Genomic DNA, 17,859 nt, shown 5'->3' on the forward strand with positions numbered 1-17,859 from the left:
CGATGCCGGGGGGCGCGCGGTCGACGCCCGGCGTGCAGCCGACGCAGTGGGCGCAGCCAGGACAGGGCACGCAGCCGGGACAGGGCGCGCAGCCTCGGCAGGGCGCGCAGCCTCGGCAGGGCGCGCAGTTCGCGCAGGCGCCGCGGCCGGTGCAGGAGGCGCAGTGGGCTCTGCCGGCGCCCGCAGCGGCGACACCGACGGGCGGAGAAGCCGGAGCCCCACCGCCGGCCGCGACGGGGACGAGGAAGCCGAGAAGGCGTAGACGACTTCTTCTCGCCGTACTCCTTCCGGTCGTACTTTTGATCGGCCTTTCCGGCGGCGGCGTCGCCGCGCAGTTGCACCGGGCCCTGCCGGCCGCCGTCCTGACCACCGATGTCGCGGCCACCCTCAAGATCCCCGGCAAGCTGCCATCGATCCCCTGGCCGTCCAAGGGATCGGCCGAGTTGCTGATCGAGGGGATGGGCCGGATCGGCGGTTCCGGCGACAACGATCCGGAGCCGATCGGCAGCGTCGCCAAGGTCATGACCGCCTACCTGATCCTGAAGAACCACCCGCTCAGCGGCGACGAGGAGGGCCCGACCCTCACGGTGACCAGCGCGGACGTGGCCGATTACCAGGCCCGGATCCCGCTCGGCCAGTCGCTGGTGCCGATCACCGCGGGCGAGCGGCTGACCGAACGGGACGCCCTCGAGGCGCTGATGCTGCCGTCGGCCAACAACATCGCGCACATGCTGGGCGTGTGGGACGCGGGCTCGCAGGACGCGTTCCTGGCCCGGATGAACGAGGCGGCCCAGGAACTCGGCATGACCGGCACCCACTACACCGATCCGTCGGGGTACCTGCCGACCACCATCAGCACGGCGGCCGACCAGGTCACGCTGGCCCGCGCCGCGCTCAAGGACGAGGTGTTCGCCGACATCGTGGAGCTGCCGTCGGCGACCATCCCGGTCGCCGGAAAGATCAAGAACTACAACGATCTGCTGGGTGAGCTGGGCGTCTTCGGCATCAAGACCGGTTCGACCGGGGAGGCCGGCGGCAACCTGGTCTTCGCCGCGCGGCTCAGCGTCGGCGAGAAGAAGCTGGTCATCGTCGGCGCCGTCTTCAACCAGCCGGGCGCGCACACCCCGGAACAGCTCGGGAACGTCAACACCGTGGTCCGCAAGCTGCTCAAAGCGGTACGAACCTTCGTGAAGGAGTACACCCTGCTGGCCGACAAAGCGGTCGGTCTGGTGAAAACCGCCTGGGGCTCCACGGCGACGGTCAGCCCGGCGGGCCCGCTCAAGGTCATCGGCTGGCCGGGCATGACGGTCAACGTCAAGACCACCACGTCGGCGCCGGCCTCCGGCGTCACCCAGGGCCAGGTGGTGGGTGCGGTCGAGGCCTCCGGCGTACGGGTGGACCTGTCGACCGACGCGGCCACCACCGAACCCACGTTCTGGTGGAAGGTCAAGCGGAAGCCCTGACCCCCCGCATCGCGGCGTCGACATCGTCGTCGGTGAGCTGGTGGAAGTCGCCGTACCACTCGCCGACGGCCCGGAACGACGACGGCGCGCTCAGGCAGACGACCTCGTCGGCCTCGGCGGACAGGGCGTCCTGGGCGGCGGGCGAGCAGACCGGGACGGCGAGGAGAAGCCGCTGCGGGTGGTCCGCACGCAGCCGGCGCAGCGCCGCCCGGGCGGTCACGCCGGTGGCCAGGCCGTCGTCGACCAGCACCACGACCCGGCCGGTGGCGTGCGGTGCGGGGCGGCCGGCGCGATATCGCCGTACCCGTCGGCTCAGTTCCTCCCGCTCGGCCGCGACGGTCCCGGCCAGGTCGTCCGCGGTGATCCCGAGCGCCTCGAGGATCGCCTGGTCGAAGACCGGCGGGCCGTCCTCGGCGATCGCGCCCACGCCGAACTCGGGCCGTCCCGGTGCGCCGATCTTGCGGGCGAGCACGATGTCCAGGTCGCCGCCGGTCCGCGCGGCCACCTGCGCGGCGACCGGCACTCCCCCGCGCGGCAACGCCAGTATCAAGGGTTTCCCGGTGCTCTCCCGCACCGCGTGGGCGACCTCGGCGGCGAGTTGGCGGCCGGCGTCGTCGCGGTCGGCGAAGATCAGCGGAGATGAGCCGCGAACCACGTTCCCGCCTCCTCGGCCACCACGGCGAGCGCGCCCGGCTCCTCGAACAGGTGCGTCGCGTCCGGGACGATGCGCAGCTCGGCGGTCACCGTCATGGTTTCCCGGGCCTGCTCGTTCAGGTCCAGCACGGCCACGTCCTTCGCGCCGACCACGAACAGCGTCGGCGCCCGGACCTCGATGATCGCGGGACCGGCGAGGTCGGGCCGGCCGCCCCGGGAGACGACCGCGTGCACCTGGTCGGGGCGGGCCGCCGCGGCGACCAGGGCGGCCGCCGCCCCGGTGCTGGCCCCGAACAGCCCGACCGGCAGCATCCGGGTTTCCGGCCGCTCACCGAGCCAGTCGACGAGACCGATCAGCCGGTCGGCGAGCAGCCCGATGTCGAACCGCAGGTGGTGGCTGCGGGCCTCGTCGACCTCCTCGGCGGGCGAGAGCAGGTCGACCAGCAGCGTGCCGAGGCCGCGCCGGGCCAGTTCGTCGGCGATGTGCCGGTTGCGCGGGCTGTGCCGGGAGCTGCCGCTGCCGTGCGCGAACACCACCACCCCGTGCGCGCCGCCGGGCAGGTTGAGGTCGCCCTCGAGTTCGGTCCCCGCCACCGGGAAGAGTGTCGCCGTCAGCATTCCTCCGGCATACCCCCGATCGGCGGCCCTATACGTCCGACATGTCCGGGCTCAGCAGAGCGCGGAGAGCACGCTCGGCGCTGGCGAACTCGACCGCCCGGCCGCTGAACAGCTCGCCGTACAGGACCGACTCCATGATCCGCACGTAGAGGAAGGCCGGCGGGAACAGATCGTCGGTGGTCCGGCCGGCGCCGGCCTCGACGAAGATGTCGCGCTGGGCCAGGATCGCCCGGCGGTGCACCTCCCCCGACGGCGTGAACAGGACCCGCGCCGCGGTCTGCGGCTCGGCGCCGATGAACCGGCGCATCGGGCGGGACGCGCGCAGCCGCTCGGAGAAGCGGCGGGACACCTCGATCACGCCGTCCGGGCCGGCCTGGCGGCGGGCCGCCCGGGCCCGGGCGAGGAGCCGGTCACCGAGCAGCCAGAGTGCGTCGCCGAGCAGCGCGTCCCGGCTGCCCGCGACCCGGTAGAGGGTGGCCCGGCTGACCGCCAGCTGGGTGGCGAGCAGATCCATGTCGAGCGAACCGTACGACCGGAACTGCCGCACCGCGCCGCGCACCACATCACCGTGGCCGATGACCTTGACGCTCGTGCCACCCACCTCCCCGCAGACCCGGTCCGGAATCGAGATAACACCGCCGGGACCGATTCGGTTCAACGCCCCCGGCGCACCTGCGACGGCCGTCTCACGGTGCGCCCGATATTCGACCGACCTGCGGCGATGGCCCGTACCAGCGGCCACCAGAAACCATCGTGGGGAGAGACCATGCGTAGAAACCTCCGCACCGTCGCCGGCGCCGCCGCCGGCCTGGCCCTGGCGGCCGCCGCGGTCACCCTGATCCCGCACGCCGACGCGGCGACCGCGTCGTTCCGCCGCGGACCGGACCCGTCGGCGGCGAGCATCCGGGCCACCGACGGTCCGTTCGCCGTCACCCGTACGACGGTCGCCCGCTCGAGCGTGAGCGGCTTCGGCGGCGGCGACATCTTCGCGCCGACCGACACGAGTCAGGGCACCTTCGGCGCGGTGGCGATCGCCCCCGGCTTCACCGCCACCCGCAGCAGCATGGCGTGGCTGGCGCCGCGGATCGCGTCACAGGGCTTCGTGGTGTTCAACATCGACACCCTGACCACCTCGGACCAGCCCGCCCAGCGCGGCCGCGAACTGCTGGCCGCCCTGGACTTCCTGACCGGCACCAGCAGCGTACGGGCGAAGATCGACAAGAGCCGGCTGGCCGTGATGGGCCACTCGATGGGCGGCGGCGGCACCCTGGAGGCGGCCCGCTCCCGCCCGTCACTGAAGGCGGCCGTCCCGTTGACCCCCTGGGACCTGACCAAGAACTTCGCCGGCGTCAGCGTCCCCACCATGATCATCGGAGCGCAGGCGGACACCATCGCCCCGGTCCGGCAGCACTCCGAACGGTTCTTCGCGAGCCTGCCGTCCACTACCGACACCGGTTACCTGGAGCTGGCCGGGGCATCCCACTTCGCCCCGAACATCCCGAACACGACGATCGCCGCGACCAGCGTGGCGTGGCTGAAACGCTTCGTCGACGCCGACACCCGCTTCGAGCAGTTCCTCTGCCCGGGCCCGGCCACCGGCGCCACGGTCAGCCAGTACGAGACGAACTGCCCGCACCGCGGCTGACGCCCTCGAGGGGTGGTTCCACCGCGGTGGAACCATCCCTTACGGGGTGTGGGGCCACGGAATTCAGGGTGACGTCGGAGTCCATGCCGGATGGCCCGGCGGGCGTGAACGACCAGGCTCCATGCATGGCGGTCAACGGGGGGACGCGGCTGCGGCCGCGGGGAAACAATGTCGATCGGGTGCGTCTGCTGCCGCAGGTGGCCGTGATGGTCGCGGCCGTCGCGGCGTACTTCCTGGTTCGGGGCGCCACTCAGGCGGCCACCGCCGAGGCGGTGCGCAACGCGCATTCCGTGGTCGGCCTGGAACGCGCGCTCGGGCTCTTCCACGAGCCCGGCTGGCAGGCCTCGGTGATGGGAATGCCGTTCCTGCGTACGGTGCTGAACGACATCTACATCTGGGGTCATTGGCCGGTCATCGCGGTGACGTTGATCTGGCTGGCGCGGCGGCATCCCGCCGTCTACCTGCGGGCCCGCGACACGATGCTGCTGTCCGGCGGGATCGGCCTGATCATCTTCACCGCGTTCCCGGTGGCGCCGCCACGGCTGGCCGGTCTCGGCATGTCCGACACCGTCACCGCCGGGGCGCACGCCTACCGGGTGTTGCAGCCGGCCATGTTCACCAACCAGTACGCCGCCATGCCGAGCCTGCACGTCGGCTGGGACCTGGTCATGGGGCTGGCCATCGCGACCGCGTCCGGGCACCTGCTGCTGCGGCTGATCGCGGTCACCCTGCCGGTGGCGATGGTGATCACCGTGCTGTGCACCGCGAACCACTATCTCGTCGACGCGATCGCCGGTGCGGCCCTGACCACCCTGTGCTGGCTGATCGTCGGATCGGCCCGCCGGGCCCGCCGGGTGGAACCGCTGCCCCGGGGGGACTTCGATCGGGTGCCGGCCCTGGCCGGCCGGCGCTGAGCTCAGCGGACCAGGGAAGGCAGCCACTCCGAGAAGGCCGGGACGTACGCCAGCAGCAGGATGGTCGCGAACATGACGGCCATGAACGGCAGCATCGGGCGGATCAGGTCGACCACCCGGATCTTCGCCAGGCCGGTCACGATGAAGCTGGCCGAGCCGAGCGGCGGCGTGACCAGCGAGATGCCGAACACCGCCAGGCTGAAGATGGCGAAGTGCAGCTCGCCCATGCCGGCCTGGGCGGCCAGCGGCAGGAACAGCGGGATCAGCACGACCAGGGCGGGGATGCCGTCGAGCAGGGCGCCGAGAATCCAGAAGAGGATCATGAGGATGGTGACGAAGACCAGATAGTTGCCGGTGAACTGGCTGGTCCAGTCGGCCAGTTCGACACCGACCTGGTCGTAGGCGAGCATGAAGGCGAGCAGCTGCGCCACCCCGACCAGGGACAGCACCACACCGCTGATGCGCCCGGCGTTGACCAGGATGGTCCCCCAGTCGGACCGGGACACGCTGCGGTAACCGACCGCCAGCAGCACGGCGTAGAGAACGGCGACGGCGGCGGCCTCGGTGGCGGTGAAGATGCCGGCCAGGATGCCACCGAGAATGATGACCGGGGCGCCGAGCGGCAGCATCGCCGACACCGCGGCCCGGCCGAGCGCCGCCGCGGTGACCTCGACCCGTTCGCCGGTCGGCTCGACGTACTTGGCGTAGAAGTAGATGACCACACCCTTGGCCACCGCGACCACGGCCGCCGGGATGAGCGCCGCGAGGAAGAGATCGCGGATCGAGATCTGCGCGACCGTGCCCAGCACGATCATGGTGATCGAGGGTGGGATGAGAATGCCGGTGCCGGACGCGGCCGCCACGATCGCCGCGGCCCAGGGCCGCCGGTAGCCCGCCTTGGCCATCGGCGGGATCATGGTCGAGCCGATCGCCGCCGCGTCGGCGTTGACCGAGCCGGAAAGACCGGAGAAGAGCATGGTGGACGCGACCACGCTCATCCCTAGACCGCCGGGCAGCCAGCCCACCAGCATGGTGACGAAACGGACCAGGCGTTCGGCGGCGCCGGAGCGGTGCAGGATCTCACCGGTGAGCACGAACAACGGGATGGCCAGCAGCGTGAAGCTGTCCAGGCCGTGATAGACCGACTGCGCCGCCGCGGACAGCGGCAGGCCGTCCCACCAGGCCTGGGCCAGTCCGACCGTGCCGAGGGCGGCGACCACGGGGACGCCGATGAGGATGAGCGCGACAATGCCCACGAAGCCGACCGCGAGGGTCACACGCCACCCCCGACCAGGTCGACCTCGGCACTGACCTCGTCCGGCAACGGCTGCGGGGCGATGAGCTCGACGACGACGTGCAGCAGGCCGAGCGCCGAGCCGAGCGGAATGGCCAGCAGGATGGTCCACAACGGAAGCCCGGCGGGAGTGGTCACGTCCCGTTGCTCACTGATGTATTGGACGGTGCCGACGCCGAGCGCGAGCAGGACGCCGCCGAGGAAGACGAGTTCGACGGAGCGGACGACGCGTCGCCCGCGGTCGGACAGCCGGCGTTCGTACAGGTTCAGGGTGACGTGGGCGTTGTCCCGCACCCCGATCGCGAAGCCGACGAACGCCACGTAGAGCAGCAGCCCGGTGGCCACCTCGGTGGACCACGAGAGCGGCTGCGACAAGGCGTACCGGAAGAAGACCTGGGCCAGGATGACCGCGACGATCCCGATGAGCAGCAGCCCGATGAGAATGTTCTCGGCGAGCGTGACCGCTCGCAGTGCCGCTCTCATGCGACCGGGAGAAGCTTCATCAGGTCGCCGAACGTCGGCCGGTACTTGTCGAACACCGGTTTCAGGGCGGTTTGCATGGATGCCACGTCGACGTCGTCGTTGGAGGTGGCGCCGGCGTCCTGGGCCTTCTTCACGAAGATGTCGGTCTGCGTGTTCCACAGCTCGCGTTCGTGATCCTGGGTCAGCTTGCCGGCCTGCACCAGCGCGTCCTGCACGTCGGCCGGCTGCTCGGCGAAGAACTTCTTGCTCACCATCAGTACGTCGACGCCGAGCTGGTGACGAGTCCAGGACCAGTGCTTCGCCTCCTCGACCTGCTTGCTGGAGACGTAGTAGATCGGGTTGTTCTCCGCGCCGTCGATCACGCCTTGCTGCAGCGCCGAGTAGATCTCGGTGGCCGGCAGCGGGGTGGCCTGCGCGCCGAGGGCGTTGAACGAGTCGACGGTCACCGGGTTCTGCGGCACGCGGAGACGCAGGCCCTTGAGGTCGGCGGCACCGTGCACCGGCCGCTTGGTGTTGTAGACGTTGCGGGTGCCGGTGTAGAACCACGACAGTACGGTCAGGCCGACGCCGTCCAGGATCTTCTTGCATTCGTCGCCGAGCGGGCCGGACAGGGCGGTGAAGCCGTCCTCCGGTTTGGCGAACGCGTACGGCAGGGAGAGCACGCCGAGCCGCTTGTCGAACGCGGTGAGGTTGCTGAACAGCGACTTCGACATCTGCAGGGTGCCGCTGCGGACCTGCTCGTTCATCCGGTTCGAGTCGCCCAGGGTGGCGTTCGGGAAGACCTTCACCTCATACTTGCCGCCGGTCAGCGACTTCACCTGATCGCCGAACCAGCGCTCCGCCGCGATCTCCGGATTGTCCTCGGCCACATCGTCGCCGAGCCGGATCGTGGTGGCACCCCCGCCGCCGCCCGGGTGCCGGCTGCAGGCACCCAGCCCGCCGGCCGCGACGGCCAACGAGAGCGACAGCACGCTTCGCCTGTTCATGACACGCTCCTCCGGAGTACGTCTACATATGTGGACAGTGTCTTCACTGAAGATTTGACTGCCAACGTAGAGACTTACTTCAATCCGGTCAAGCACACGTATGTGGACATGATCTAGATAGACAGATTGAAACTTTGGCCGCACTCGTGATGCCGAGCGACTAGCGGATGCCTTCGCGGCGGAGCGTGCGCGCGAGCGCCTCGGTGTGGCGGATGACCGCCTCCGCCACCTCCTCGACATGCTTGCCGGTCGCCAGGTGCGTCGGCATCGAGCAGGACACGGCGTCGGTCGCGGGGATGCGGTAACCGACCGCCACCGCCACGCACGCCACCCCCTCGGTGCCCTGTTCCCGCTCGACGGCCCAGCCGCGCTTGCGCACCACGTCCAGTTCCGCATGCAGCGCCGCCCGCTCGACGATCGTGTTCGCGGTGATCGCGGTCAGCTCGCCGGGCAGCAGGGCGTCGACCTCCGCCTCGGTCAGGTCGGCGAGCAGTGCCTGGCCGAGCGCGGTGACGTGGGCCGGCAGCCGGCGGCCGACCCGGGACACCAGGCGGACCGAGTTGCGCGACTCACGGCTGGCCAGATACAGCACGTGCGCGTCGTCGCGGCGGGCGTAATGGATGGTGTAGCCGATCTCGGTGCGCAGGTCCTCGAGCGTCTCGCAAGCTGACCGGAGGGCAGGGTCGCGGTCGAGGTAGGCCGTGCCGGACAGCAGCGCATGCGGGCCGACGCCGAAGGCCGAACCGCTCTCGTCGGTCTCCACCCACTTCAGGTCGCGCAGGGTACGCACCAGCGCGTGCAGGCTGGACCGCGGGTAACCCATGCGCTCCTGCAGCTCCGACAGCGTGAGGCGGGTCGGCGATGCGGCCAGCGTCTCGAGGATCTTCACCGTGCGCTCGGCCGACTTGACCGGTGACACATCGTTGACGGTCGCTGACTCGGGCGCGGACGGCCGGGCGGAGCGCGGACGGGCGTTGGGCATGAGCTCCACCATAGCGATGGGCGTCCACATTTGTAGACGCGAGGCACATCCTGGACGGCCGCGCGTCGGCCCGTACGCCGGACTTGCATTTATTTGCATCGATTGACCGGGCTCCGTGGACGGTCGTAGGGTTTCGGTTGCTCGACCGGCACCTCGCCGTCCTGACCGACGGCACTCCTCGACCGGTGCCGGCGTGCCGATACCGCCGTGTGGCGGTGCCCCGCGATCCACCGCCGCGAGGCACGGCCGGCGGTGCGGCGCGACCCGCTTCCGCACCAGACCGAGGAGTTCCACCGTGCCCAGAATCGTGAAATGGTCGGCCGCGCTCGTCGCGGTCGTCAGCGGCGCCGCCGCCGTCGTCGGCGTGACCGCGCTGTCCTCCGAGGCCGCGACCACGCTGACCGTCGCCGCCGACGGCAGCGGCCAGTACAAGACCGTGCAGGCCGCGGTCAACGCGGTCGCCGCCAACAACGCCAGCCGGGCCACCATCAACATCAAGGCCGGCACCTACCGGGAGATCGTCACCATCCCGTCGAACAAGCCGTACATCACGCTGAACGGCACCGGCTCCGGGCCGAGCAACGTGGTGATCGTCAACAACCGCAGCAACGCCGGCGGTTACGGCACCTTCGGCAGCGCCACCGTGACGGTCAACGCGAAAGAGTTCATCGCGACCAACCTGACCTTCTCCAACGACTACGGCACGGGCAGCCAGGCCGTCGCGATCAACATGAACGGCGACAAGGGGATCTACAAGAACGTCCGGTTCCTCGGCAACCAGGACACCCTGCTGGCCAACACGCAGCGGCAGTACATCGCCAACTCGTACGTCGAGGGCACCGTCGACTTCATCTTCGGCGACGCCACCGCCGTCTTCAACGCGACGTCGATCTACGAGAAGCGCTCCACCGGCGGCCCGCTGACGGCGGCCCGGACGCCGTCGGGCAACACCTACGGCTTCCTGATCTACAAGAGCACGATCACCGGCGCGACGAACAACACCACGCAACTCGGCCGCCCGTGGGGCCCGGCCGCGCAGGTGCTGTTCCGCGAGTCGTCGCTCAGCGCCACCATCGCGACCGCGCAGCCGTGGATCGACATGTCCAGCAACTCGTGGAAGAACGCCCGCTTCTACGAATACAAGAACACCGGCTCGGGCGCGACCACCAACAGCAACCGCCGGCAGATGAGCGACTCGACGGCCGCGAACTACACCCCGCAGAAGTATCTGGCCGGGTCCGACGGCTGGAACCCGATCGGCTGACGAACGGGCGGGGCTTTCCCGCCGGGCGGTTTGAGAGTTAGACCTTGGCCGGGCAGTATGCATCGGGTGCAGCGTTCCCGCTACGTCGCCCTGGCCATCCTGGTCACCCTGCTCGGCGGCTGCGGCTCCGGCGATGACCAGGCGCCGTCGACCGCGAAACCGTCATGGGTGAGCCCCGCCCCGTCCGCCTCGCCGGCGCCCTCGGCCGCGCCCTCCCCGTCCGCGTCGGTCTCCCCGTCGTCCAGCGCCACCGACACCACGGTCGACTGGCCGGCGAAGGCCAAGAAGCTGAACACGGCGCTGGCCAAGGTGCCGGGCTCCTTCTCCGTGGCCGTGCTCGACAAGAACACCGGCGAGAAGTACGCCTACCGTGGCACCGTCAGCTTCGACACCGCGAGCATCGCGAAGGCACAGATCCTCGCCTGCATGCTCCTGCACGACCAGGCCGCCGGTCACGGGCCGACCTCGAGCGAGATGGCGCTGGCCAAGCCGATGATCCGGCTCAGCGACAACAACGCGGCGACCAGCCTGTTCCAGCACGTCGGCGGGCGTTCCGGGGTAGGGGCCTGCAACCGCAAGCTCGGCCTGACCCACACCGTGGTCAACAGCGCGTGGGGCCTGACCCGGACCACCGCCAACGACCAGATCCGCCTGCTGAGCGAGTTCACGGACACCTCCGGCCCGCTGAACTCCGCCTCCCGCAAGACGATCTTCCAGCTGATGAGTACGGTGTCGGCGGCGCAGCGCTGGGGCGTCCCCGCACTCGCGAAGTCCGGCGAGACCGCGACCGTCAAGAACGGCTGGGACACCCGGTCGGCCGACGGGGGCCTGTGGGCCGTCAACACGATCGGCCGCCTCACCGACCAGGACGGCGACGTCAACGTCTCGATCACCGTCCTGTCGCACGACAACCGATCCATGTCGTCGGGCGTCACCCTGGTCCAGAGGGTGGCAAAACTGACCCGCCAGTTCCTCGGCTACTGAGGCTCGGCCGGCCTCAGCGCCGCGAGTAGGGGTCCCGCCCGGGACTGCGCACCGCGGCCGCCGCGGCCTCGGAAATGTCGGCTGCTACACCGGACAGCAGGTAGACGCGGGTGGTGGCGTTGCCCTGCGGTGTCGGAAGGCCGGTTCGGGTCAGCGTTTGGATGTCGCGGATGGCATCCAGTGCGCCGCTGACCCGCACGTCCTCGTCGTCCAGCGCCGGCATCGCGAAAAGCATGCGTCAACTCCAGTCGTGGGTACCGGGTCAAGGCTGGCTGACCCCCGGCTCGCCGTCCTCGATGTGGCCGGTCAGGTGGCGTAGGTAGGTCGGGTTCAGGTCACTGGTCACCGTCACGTCGTACCAGTTGTGGTGTTGCGGGAGATGGCGGACCTGGCTCTGGCCCGGGTTCAGCCGGATCACGGCGTGTTCGCCGTGGTAGGCGTCGGTCAGGACGACCCTCGTCGCCTTCGACGACGGGTTGGCCAGGGTCAGTCGCGCCTCCCGGACGGTCACCTCCACGCCGGCGCCGCGGAAGCGGCGGAAGAAGCCGTTCGGGCCGTGCACTCCCAGGTCGGCGGTGTCCGGCCAGGTGCCGGTCAGGTGGGTTCGGGCCGCGGCCGTGTAGGTGCTCGGTTCGCCGCCGGCCTCGGTGACGTAGAAGACCGCGCCGGCCCGCCCGCGACTGGCGAAGGTGACTCGCACCTGGCCGGCCGCGTACCGGGCGTCGGCGGCCAGGTCGTAGCTCAGCGGCCGGGCCGGGCGTACGCCGTGCTCGGGGGTGGGCAGTTTCGGGTCGGCCGGCGGGGACGGCACGTAGTCGGGGTGGCGGTCGCGGTCGGCGGGAGCGTACGCCGAAGTGTCCGGCAGTCGCGGTGCCGCCGGGCGGGCCTTGCGGAAGTCGAAGGCGGCCGTCAGGTCGCCGCAGACGGCGCGCCGCCACGGCGAGATGTTGGGTTCGTGCACGCCGAAGCGTTTCTCGATGAACCGGACGATCGACGTGTGGTCGAAGACCTCGGAGCAGACGTAGCCGCCGGTGCTCCATGGCGAGATCACCAGCATCGGCACCCGCTGGCCCAGGCCGTACGGCCCGGCAACGTGCCCGTCCGAGGCCGGCCGGAATTCGTCACGAAGGTCCACGGTCGAGTTCCCGGCGGTGGGATAGGCGGGGACCATGTGGTCGAAGAAGCCGTCGTTCTCGTCGTAGGTGATCAGCAGCGCGGTCCGGGCCCAGACCTTCGGGTCGGCGGTGAGCGCGTCCAGGACCTGGGCGATGTACCAGGCGCCGTAGTTGGCCGGCCAGTTCGGGTGCTCGGTGTACGCCTCGGGAGCGATGATCCAGGACACCTGCGGCAGCTTCCCGGCCAGCACGTCGTCGCGCAGCGGTGCGAACATGTCCTCGCCCGCCTTGAGGTTCGTACCCGTGCGGGCCTTTTGATGGAGCGGCGAGCCGGGCGCGGCGTTGCGGTAGGCGTCGAAGTACAGCAGCGAGTTGTCGCCGTAGTTGCCGATGTACGGGTCGGAGGTCCACCCCCAGTAGCCCGCGGCGTCGAGCCCGTCCCCCACGTCCTGGTAGATCTTCCAGGAGACACCGGCCGCCTCGAGCCGCTCCGGATAGGTGGTCCAGCCGTAGCCGAGTTCGTCGTTGGTGACGACCGGACCGCCGCCGGTGCCGTCGTTGCCGGTGTACCCACTCCACATGTAGTAGCGGTTCGGGTCGGTCGGGCCCATCAGGCTGCAGTGGTAGGCGTCGCAGATGGTGAAGCTGTCGGCCAGCGCGTAGTGGAACGGGATGTCGTCGCGGGTCAGGTACGCCATCGTGGTCGCCGTCTTGGCCGGCAGCCACCGGTCGTAGCGCCCGCCGTTGAAGGCGTCGTGCCCGTCGTTCCAGCCGTGCGGCAGGTCCTGCAGGAACTGCAGGCCCAGGTCGTCGGCGTCGGGCCGGAACGGCAGCACCCCGCCCTGGTTCCACACCGACCGACCGTCCGGCAGCGTCACCGGGGTGCGGTCGCCGAAGCCGCGCACTCCGCGCAGCGCCCCGAAATAGTGGTCGAAGGACCGGTTCTCCTGCATGAGAACGACGATGTGCTCGATGTCGGCGATCGTGCCGGTGCGCCGGTCGGCGGGGATGGCCGCGGCCCGGGCGATGCTCGGCGACAGGGTGGCCATGGCGGTCGCGCCGCCGGCGAGGGCCAGGAATCCACGACGATTGATGCGATCCATGCCGAGCAGTCTCGGTGCCCGGCCGGTAACGGCGGGCTGCGGTGAGGCTGCGGTCAGACGAACAGGCGGCGGTCGTCCGGTAGCCGCCCGGTCACTCCGGTCCGATCGAGAAGCTCGAGCAGGGGAACCGCGACCCGGCGGGTGGTGTCCAGCGCCCGGCGGGCCTCGCTCAGCGTGAACGGTTGCGGAATTCCGCGCAGCACCGCCGCGGCCTCCTCCGGCGCGCCGGCCCGCAGCACGACGTTGGGGGCCAATTGGACGAGCAGCCCGGCCCGGACCGCGGCCGCCTGCTGCCGGGCGCCCAGACCGAGTTCGGCCAGTTCGTAGGCCTCCGGCGCGGCGAACGCCGGCTTGCCGTCGAACGCCTTGCCGACCGCCGCGACCAGCTCGGCCGGGATGCCGGTGGCCCCGGTCTCGACCCGCCCGTTGCGCACCCGCAGCGGCGGTCTGACCAGGGCTTCGACCAGGATCCGGTCGGGCAGGCCGAGCCGGTGCCGCAAGGCCTCGACCGGGGCGCCGGCCTCCAGCGGGTGTGCCGACCGGTAGGCGGTCGCCTCGGCGACCAGCCGGTCCGCCAACCCCGCCCAATGGCCGGGCTCGGCGAACCACTCGCCGGCGACGGCGGTTCCCGAGACGGGTACGCCCATCGCGGCCAGTTCGCTCGCGTGGATCAGCCGGCGGCGGCGGAGTTCGCCCGCCAGGTCCGGCACACCGTCCATGGTGTCCAGGTCGGCGGCGCGGGCCGCGGCGGCCCCGCGGCGGCTCAACCCGGGCGGTACGACGTCGAGCACGGTGACGCCGCCCGCCACGTGATGCCGCCCGGGGTCGCGCAGCAGCGCCCGGTCGCCGAGGCGCAGCGGCAACGGGCGGCCCAGGCGAAGACGGCAGGTGTCGGCGCCGAGCGGGCGGACCCGGGCCGGGACGGCGGCCGAGCCGATGTGCAGGGTGACGGTCGGCGGCAGCTCCTTGACCGGGTCGCCGTGCAGCCGGACGTCGATCAGGTCGGTCTGCCGGAAGCTACCCGGCGTGAGCAGGGCGTCGCCCCGCGACAGCCGGTCCTTGGCGACACCGCGCAGGTTCACCGCCACCCGGGCCACGGCGGTGACCTCGCCGGCCGGTTTCCCGAGCGCCTGCAGACCGCGTACCCGTACGGAATCATTGTCGAGCGTGAGTTCGTCGCCCACCGCGACCCGGCCGCGGCCGAGGGTTCCGGTGGCGACTGTGCCGGCGCCCTTGATGGTGAAGACGCGGTCGATCCACAGCCGGACCGGGCCGTCCGGGTCGGCCGCGGGCAGTGCGGCGACCAGGCGATCCAAGGCCGATCGCAGCTCGCCCAGCCCCTCGCCGGTCGTGCCGGAGACCGCGACCGCCTCGACCGCGCCGAGGCTGCTGGCCGCGATCCTGTCCCGGGCCTCGGCCCGGGCCGGGGCCGGGTCGGCCAGGTCGCTGCGGGTGACGACGAGCAGACCATGGCGTACGCCGAGGGCGTCGAGCGCGGCCAGGTGCTCGGCCGACTGGGGCATCCAGCCCTCGTCGGCGGCTACCACGATCATCGCGGCCGGGACCGGGCCGATCCCGGCCAGCATGTTCGGGACGAAGCGCTCGTGGCCGGGCACGTCGACGAACGCGACCGTCTCCCCCGACGGCAGCGCGGTCCAGGCGAAGCCGAGGTCGATGGTCATGCCGCGACGGCGTTCCTCGGCCCACCGGTCCGGTTCCATCCCGGTCAGGGCGCGGACCAGGGTGGACTTGCCGTGGTCGACGTGCCCGGCGGTCGCCACGACGTGCATGGTCAGGCCACCGCCAGGACGGCGGCGATCAGGTCCTCGTCCGACGTCGCGGGCACGCATCGCAGATCGAGCAGCAGACGCCCGCGCTCGACCCGGCCGACCACCGGGGTTGCTCCTTGGCGCAGGCTGACCGCGTACGCCTCGGGCAGGGAGAGTGACCACGACGGAAGCCGGACGTCCGGCGCTCCCCCGCCGCCGACGACCGCGACCGATTCGGTCAGGGTGACCGGGACGCCTTTCTCGGCCAGGCAGGCCCGCACGCTCTCGGTGCGGTCGCGGAGCAGCGCCGCGTCGAGGTGCAGCGCCTGTCGCACCGGGGTCGGCGGGCCGTCGATCGTGGCCTGCAGAGCGGCGAGGGTGAGCTTGTCGACGCGCAACGCCCGGGCGAGGGGGTGGCGGCGCAGTCTTTCGACGAGCGTGGCGTCGCCCAGGATCAGGCCGGCCTGCGGGCCGCCGAGCAGTTTGTCGCCGCTGGCGATGACCAGGTCGGCGCCGTCTCGCAGGGTGGTGGCCGCGTCCGGTTCGCCGGGCAGCAGTGGGTCCGGCTTCAGCAGCCCCGAGCCGATGTCGGAAATAAGCGGAATATCGAGGCCGGACAGCTCCTTGATCGTGGCTCCGCTCGTGAAGCCGGTGATCGAGAAGTTGGACGGATGCACCTTGAGGATGAAGCCGCTTGCCGGATTTATCGCCTTTTCATAATCCTGGATGGACGTGCGGTTGGTGGTGCCGACCTCCCGCAGCCGCGCCCCGGTCGATTCGAGCAGGTCGGGCAGGCGGAAGCCGTCGCCGATCTCCACCATCTCGCCCCGGCTGACGATGATCTCCCGGCCCGCCGCCAGGGCGGTGGCCGCCAGCACCAGCGCGGCGGCCCCGTTGTTGACCACGTGCACGTCGCCGGCGTCCGGCACCGAGCCGCGCAGTGCGGCGAGAGCCGTGCGCCCCCGTTTCGCCCGCCGCCCGGTGACCAGGTCCATCTCGACGTCGGTGTTACCGGCGGCGGCGGCGATCGCTTCCCGCGCGGCGTCGGACAGGGGCGCCCGGCCGAGGTTGGTGTGCAGGACGACGCCGGTCGCGTTGAGCACCGGCCGCAACCCACCGGCCGTGCCTGGCAGAGCCGAAACAGCCGCGTCGGCCACGCTCTCCGGGCTCAGCGAGCCTTCCCGCACCAGCTGCTGGGCGGCGCTGACGGCGGCCTTGACGGCCGGCCGCCCGAGCCGGCCGGCGGCGTCCCGCAGCCGGGGATCGGCGAGGACGACATCGGTACGCGGCACCTGCCGCCGAGGATCCACACCCCAAATCTATGCCGTACGGGTTGTCGAGGAGCGGCTGCGGCAGGGACGAGCCGCACCTCTAGGTGCGGTGATGGCGCACCGCCCAGTCGGCCAGGGCGGACAGCGGCTCCAGAAGGCTCGTGCCCAGCGGGGTGAGGCGGTACTCGACGCTGGGCGGCACGGTCGCGTACACCGTCCGGGAGATCAGGCCGTCGGTCTCCAGGGAGCGCAGGGTGCGGGTCAGCATGCGCTGGCTGATCGCGGGAATCGAGCGGTGTAGCTCGTTGTAGCGGTAGGGCTGCTGCCCGAGCAGGGCCAGCACCAGCACCGTCCACTTGTCGCCGACCCGGCGGAGCACGTCGGTCACCGGGCAGATCTCGTGCTCGGCGGCCGGGATCGGGGTGGGCAGCCGGGTGGCGAGCATGGAGGGCACACCAGTGTTCGTACCGGACATGAAACTGCCTCCTTTCCGCCGTTCGCGCCCGCCGCGAGGATTCTCTCGTGAGCGTAATTCTGATCAGCGGCGGCACGAACGGGATGGGACTGGCGTTGGCCCGGGCCCGGGCGGCCCGGGGCGACGAGGTCATCGCGCTGGGCCGCGATCCGCGATTTCTGGGACAGGGGCACTTCCTGCCGGTCGATCTGAGCGACGTCGAGGACACGCTACGGGTCATCGACGTGATCCGGGAGCGGTGGCCGGTGGTGGACGCGGTCGCGCTGTTCGCCAACGGGCCGGCGCCGCACCGCATCGAGACCCGGCAGGGCCTGGAGCGGACGTTCGCCCTCTACTACCTGAGCCGTTACCTGCTCGGGCGGGCCTTCTTCGACACGGCCGGGGTGATCGTCAACGTGGCGGGGGTGGGGATCAGCAAGGGCACGATCGCCTGGGACGACCTGCAGCTGACCCACGGGTACCGGATGGTGCGGGCCCAACTGCAGGCCGGGCGCCTCAACGATCTGCTCGGCCTGCTCCACTCGAAGAGCAAGGCACGGTACGTCCTCTACCACCCCGGCTTCACGCGCAGCGGCGACCTTTCCCCGTTGCCGGCGGTTCTCCGGGCCGCCGTCAGGATCGCCGCGGCGGTCAAGGCGCGACCGGTCAGCGAGTCGATCAAGCCGATCGACAACTGGCTCGACAATCCGCCGGCCGCCCCGCTGACGGCCGTGGACCGAGGCCGTGAGCTGCCGCTGAGCTTCCCGACGCTGGACCCGGACGCGGCGCGGCGGCTCGAGTTGACCACCGAACGAATATTGCTCCGTGCGGGGACCGTCCCGCCGGGCTAGGGTCGATCA

At 71.0% G+C, this 17,859-nt stretch carries 18 protein-coding genes; 6 read left to right on the forward strand and 12 right to left on the reverse strand.

The genetic code is table 11. The features are described 5' to 3' along the window. The first annotated feature begins 299 nt into the window (after window positions 1–299). Complete coding sequence (locus tag Ato02nite_RS14230; RefSeq protein ID WP_246606889.1) at window positions 300–1,463, forward strand: D-alanyl-D-alanine carboxypeptidase family protein; 1,164 nt, start codon at window positions 300–302, stop codon at window positions 1,461–1,463. Here the strand turns inward: Ato02nite_RS14230 and Ato02nite_RS14235 are convergent. Genes Ato02nite_RS14235 through Ato02nite_RS14245 form a run of 3 tightly spaced genes read right to left on the reverse strand, consistent with a single transcriptional unit; the run spans window position 1,447 to window position 3,393 of the window. After that, window positions 1,447–2,118, reverse strand: coding sequence for a phosphoribosyltransferase (locus Ato02nite_RS14235; RefSeq protein ID WP_246606891.1), 672 nt, complete (start codon window positions 2,116–2,118; stop codon window positions 1,447–1,449). The two genes, Ato02nite_RS14230 and Ato02nite_RS14235, sit on opposite strands and share 17 nt — an antisense overlap. Further along, on the reverse strand, window positions 2,094–2,735 hold the full coding sequence (locus Ato02nite_RS14240; protein ID WP_213006972.1) for a dienelactone hydrolase family protein: 642 nt from the start codon (window positions 2,733–2,735) through the stop codon (window positions 2,094–2,096). The genes Ato02nite_RS14235 and Ato02nite_RS14240 overlap by 25 nt, the downstream gene beginning before the upstream one ends. Window positions 2,736–2,763: 28 nt before the next feature. Continuing rightward, complete coding sequence (locus Ato02nite_RS14245) at window positions 2,764–3,393, reverse strand: QsdR family transcriptional regulator (protein WP_213006973.1); 630 nt, start codon at window positions 3,391–3,393, stop codon at window positions 2,764–2,766. Window positions 3,394–3,501: 108 nt separating this feature from the next. On the opposite strand from Ato02nite_RS14245, the gene Ato02nite_RS14250 reads away from it, so the two are divergent. Both Ato02nite_RS14250 and Ato02nite_RS14255 read left to right on the forward strand, forming a co-directional pair. Beyond that, window positions 3,502–4,380, forward strand: coding sequence for an alpha/beta hydrolase family protein (locus tag Ato02nite_RS14250; protein WP_213006974.1), 879 nt, complete (start codon window positions 3,502–3,504; stop codon window positions 4,378–4,380). 179 nt (window positions 4,381–4,559) lie between these two features. After that, entirely contained in the window at window positions 4,560–5,294 is a 735-nt protein-coding gene (locus Ato02nite_RS14255) for a phosphatase PAP2 family protein (protein ID WP_246606892.1), read from the forward strand. Between the two features lie 2 nt (window positions 5,295–5,296). On the opposite strand, the gene Ato02nite_RS14260 is transcribed toward Ato02nite_RS14255, so the two are convergent. The 4 genes from Ato02nite_RS14260 to Ato02nite_RS14275 form a co-directional block, all read right to left on the reverse strand. Next, the gene (locus Ato02nite_RS14260) at window positions 5,297–6,571 is read right to left on the reverse strand and encodes a TRAP transporter large permease (RefSeq protein ID WP_213006976.1); all 1,275 of its coding nucleotides are present in this window, start codon (window positions 6,569–6,571) and stop codon (window positions 5,297–5,299) included. Next, window positions 6,568–7,071 carry a TRAP transporter small permease gene (locus Ato02nite_RS14265; RefSeq protein ID WP_213006977.1) on the reverse strand — a complete coding sequence of 168 codons (504 nt, stop codon included), beginning with the start codon at window positions 7,069–7,071 and terminating at the stop codon, window positions 6,568–6,570. The genes Ato02nite_RS14260 and Ato02nite_RS14265 overlap by 4 nt, the downstream gene beginning before the upstream one ends. Beyond that, complete coding sequence (locus Ato02nite_RS14270; protein ID WP_213006978.1) at window positions 7,068–8,057, reverse strand: DctP family TRAP transporter solute-binding subunit; 990 nt, start codon at window positions 8,055–8,057, stop codon at window positions 7,068–7,070. The genes Ato02nite_RS14265 and Ato02nite_RS14270 overlap by 4 nt, the downstream gene beginning before the upstream one ends. A gap of 160 nt (window positions 8,058–8,217) precedes the next feature. Next, window positions 8,218–9,039 (reverse strand): IclR family transcriptional regulator, encoded by an 822-nt coding sequence (locus Ato02nite_RS14275; protein WP_213006979.1) that lies wholly within the window; start codon window positions 9,037–9,039, stop codon window positions 8,218–8,220. 295 nt (window positions 9,040–9,334) lie between these two features. Here Ato02nite_RS14275 and Ato02nite_RS14280 point away from each other — a divergent pair, with 295 nt between their 5' ends. Then, entirely contained in the window at window positions 9,335–10,303 is a 969-nt protein-coding gene (locus Ato02nite_RS14280; RefSeq protein ID WP_246606893.1) for a pectinesterase family protein, read from the forward strand. A 57-nt stretch (window positions 10,304–10,360) separates the two neighbouring features. After that, window positions 10,361–11,287: a serine hydrolase gene (locus tag Ato02nite_RS14285; RefSeq protein ID WP_213006981.1), complete on the forward strand. Its 927-nt coding sequence runs from the start codon at window positions 10,361–10,363 to the stop codon at window positions 11,285–11,287. Window positions 11,288–11,300: 13 nt separating this feature from the next. Here Ato02nite_RS14285 and Ato02nite_RS14290 read toward each other — a convergent pair whose 3' ends face one another. From Ato02nite_RS14290 to Ato02nite_RS14310, 5 genes are all read right to left on the reverse strand, one after another. Then, complete coding sequence (locus Ato02nite_RS14290) at window positions 11,301–11,522, reverse strand: hypothetical protein (RefSeq protein WP_213006982.1); 222 nt, start codon at window positions 11,520–11,522, stop codon at window positions 11,301–11,303. Window positions 11,523–11,549: 27 nt separating this feature from the next. Continuing rightward, entirely contained in the window at window positions 11,550–13,505 is a 1,956-nt protein-coding gene (locus Ato02nite_RS14295) for a phosphocholine-specific phospholipase C (protein WP_213006983.1), read from the reverse strand. A gap of 53 nt (window positions 13,506–13,558) precedes the next feature. Then, window positions 13,559–15,295, reverse strand: coding sequence for a selenocysteine-specific translation elongation factor (selB, locus tag Ato02nite_RS14300; RefSeq protein ID WP_213006984.1), 1,737 nt, complete (start codon window positions 15,293–15,295; stop codon window positions 13,559–13,561). Window positions 15,296–15,297: 2 nt separating this feature from the next. Further along, a complete protein-coding gene (gene selA, locus Ato02nite_RS14305; RefSeq protein ID WP_438873040.1) occupies window positions 15,298–16,584 on the reverse strand; it encodes an L-seryl-tRNA(Sec) selenium transferase in 1,287 nt (428 codons plus the stop codon). A 61-nt stretch (window positions 16,585–16,645) separates the two neighbouring features. Further along, complete coding sequence (locus tag Ato02nite_RS14310) at window positions 16,646–17,020, reverse strand: winged helix-turn-helix transcriptional regulator (protein ID WP_213006985.1); 375 nt, start codon at window positions 17,018–17,020, stop codon at window positions 16,646–16,648. 47 nt (window positions 17,021–17,067) lie between these two features. Here Ato02nite_RS14310 and Ato02nite_RS14315 point away from each other — a divergent pair, with 47 nt between their 5' ends. After that, window positions 17,068–17,850: a Rossmann-fold NAD(P)-binding domain-containing protein gene (locus Ato02nite_RS14315; RefSeq protein WP_246606895.1), complete on the forward strand. Its 783-nt coding sequence runs from the start codon at window positions 17,068–17,070 to the stop codon at window positions 17,848–17,850. Window positions 17,851–17,859: the final 9 nt, after the last annotated feature.

Origin of the sequence: Paractinoplanes toevensis (assembly GCF_018332695.1) — a bacterium.
GTDB lineage: Bacteria > Actinomycetota > Actinomycetes > Mycobacteriales > Micromonosporaceae > Actinoplanes > Actinoplanes toevensis.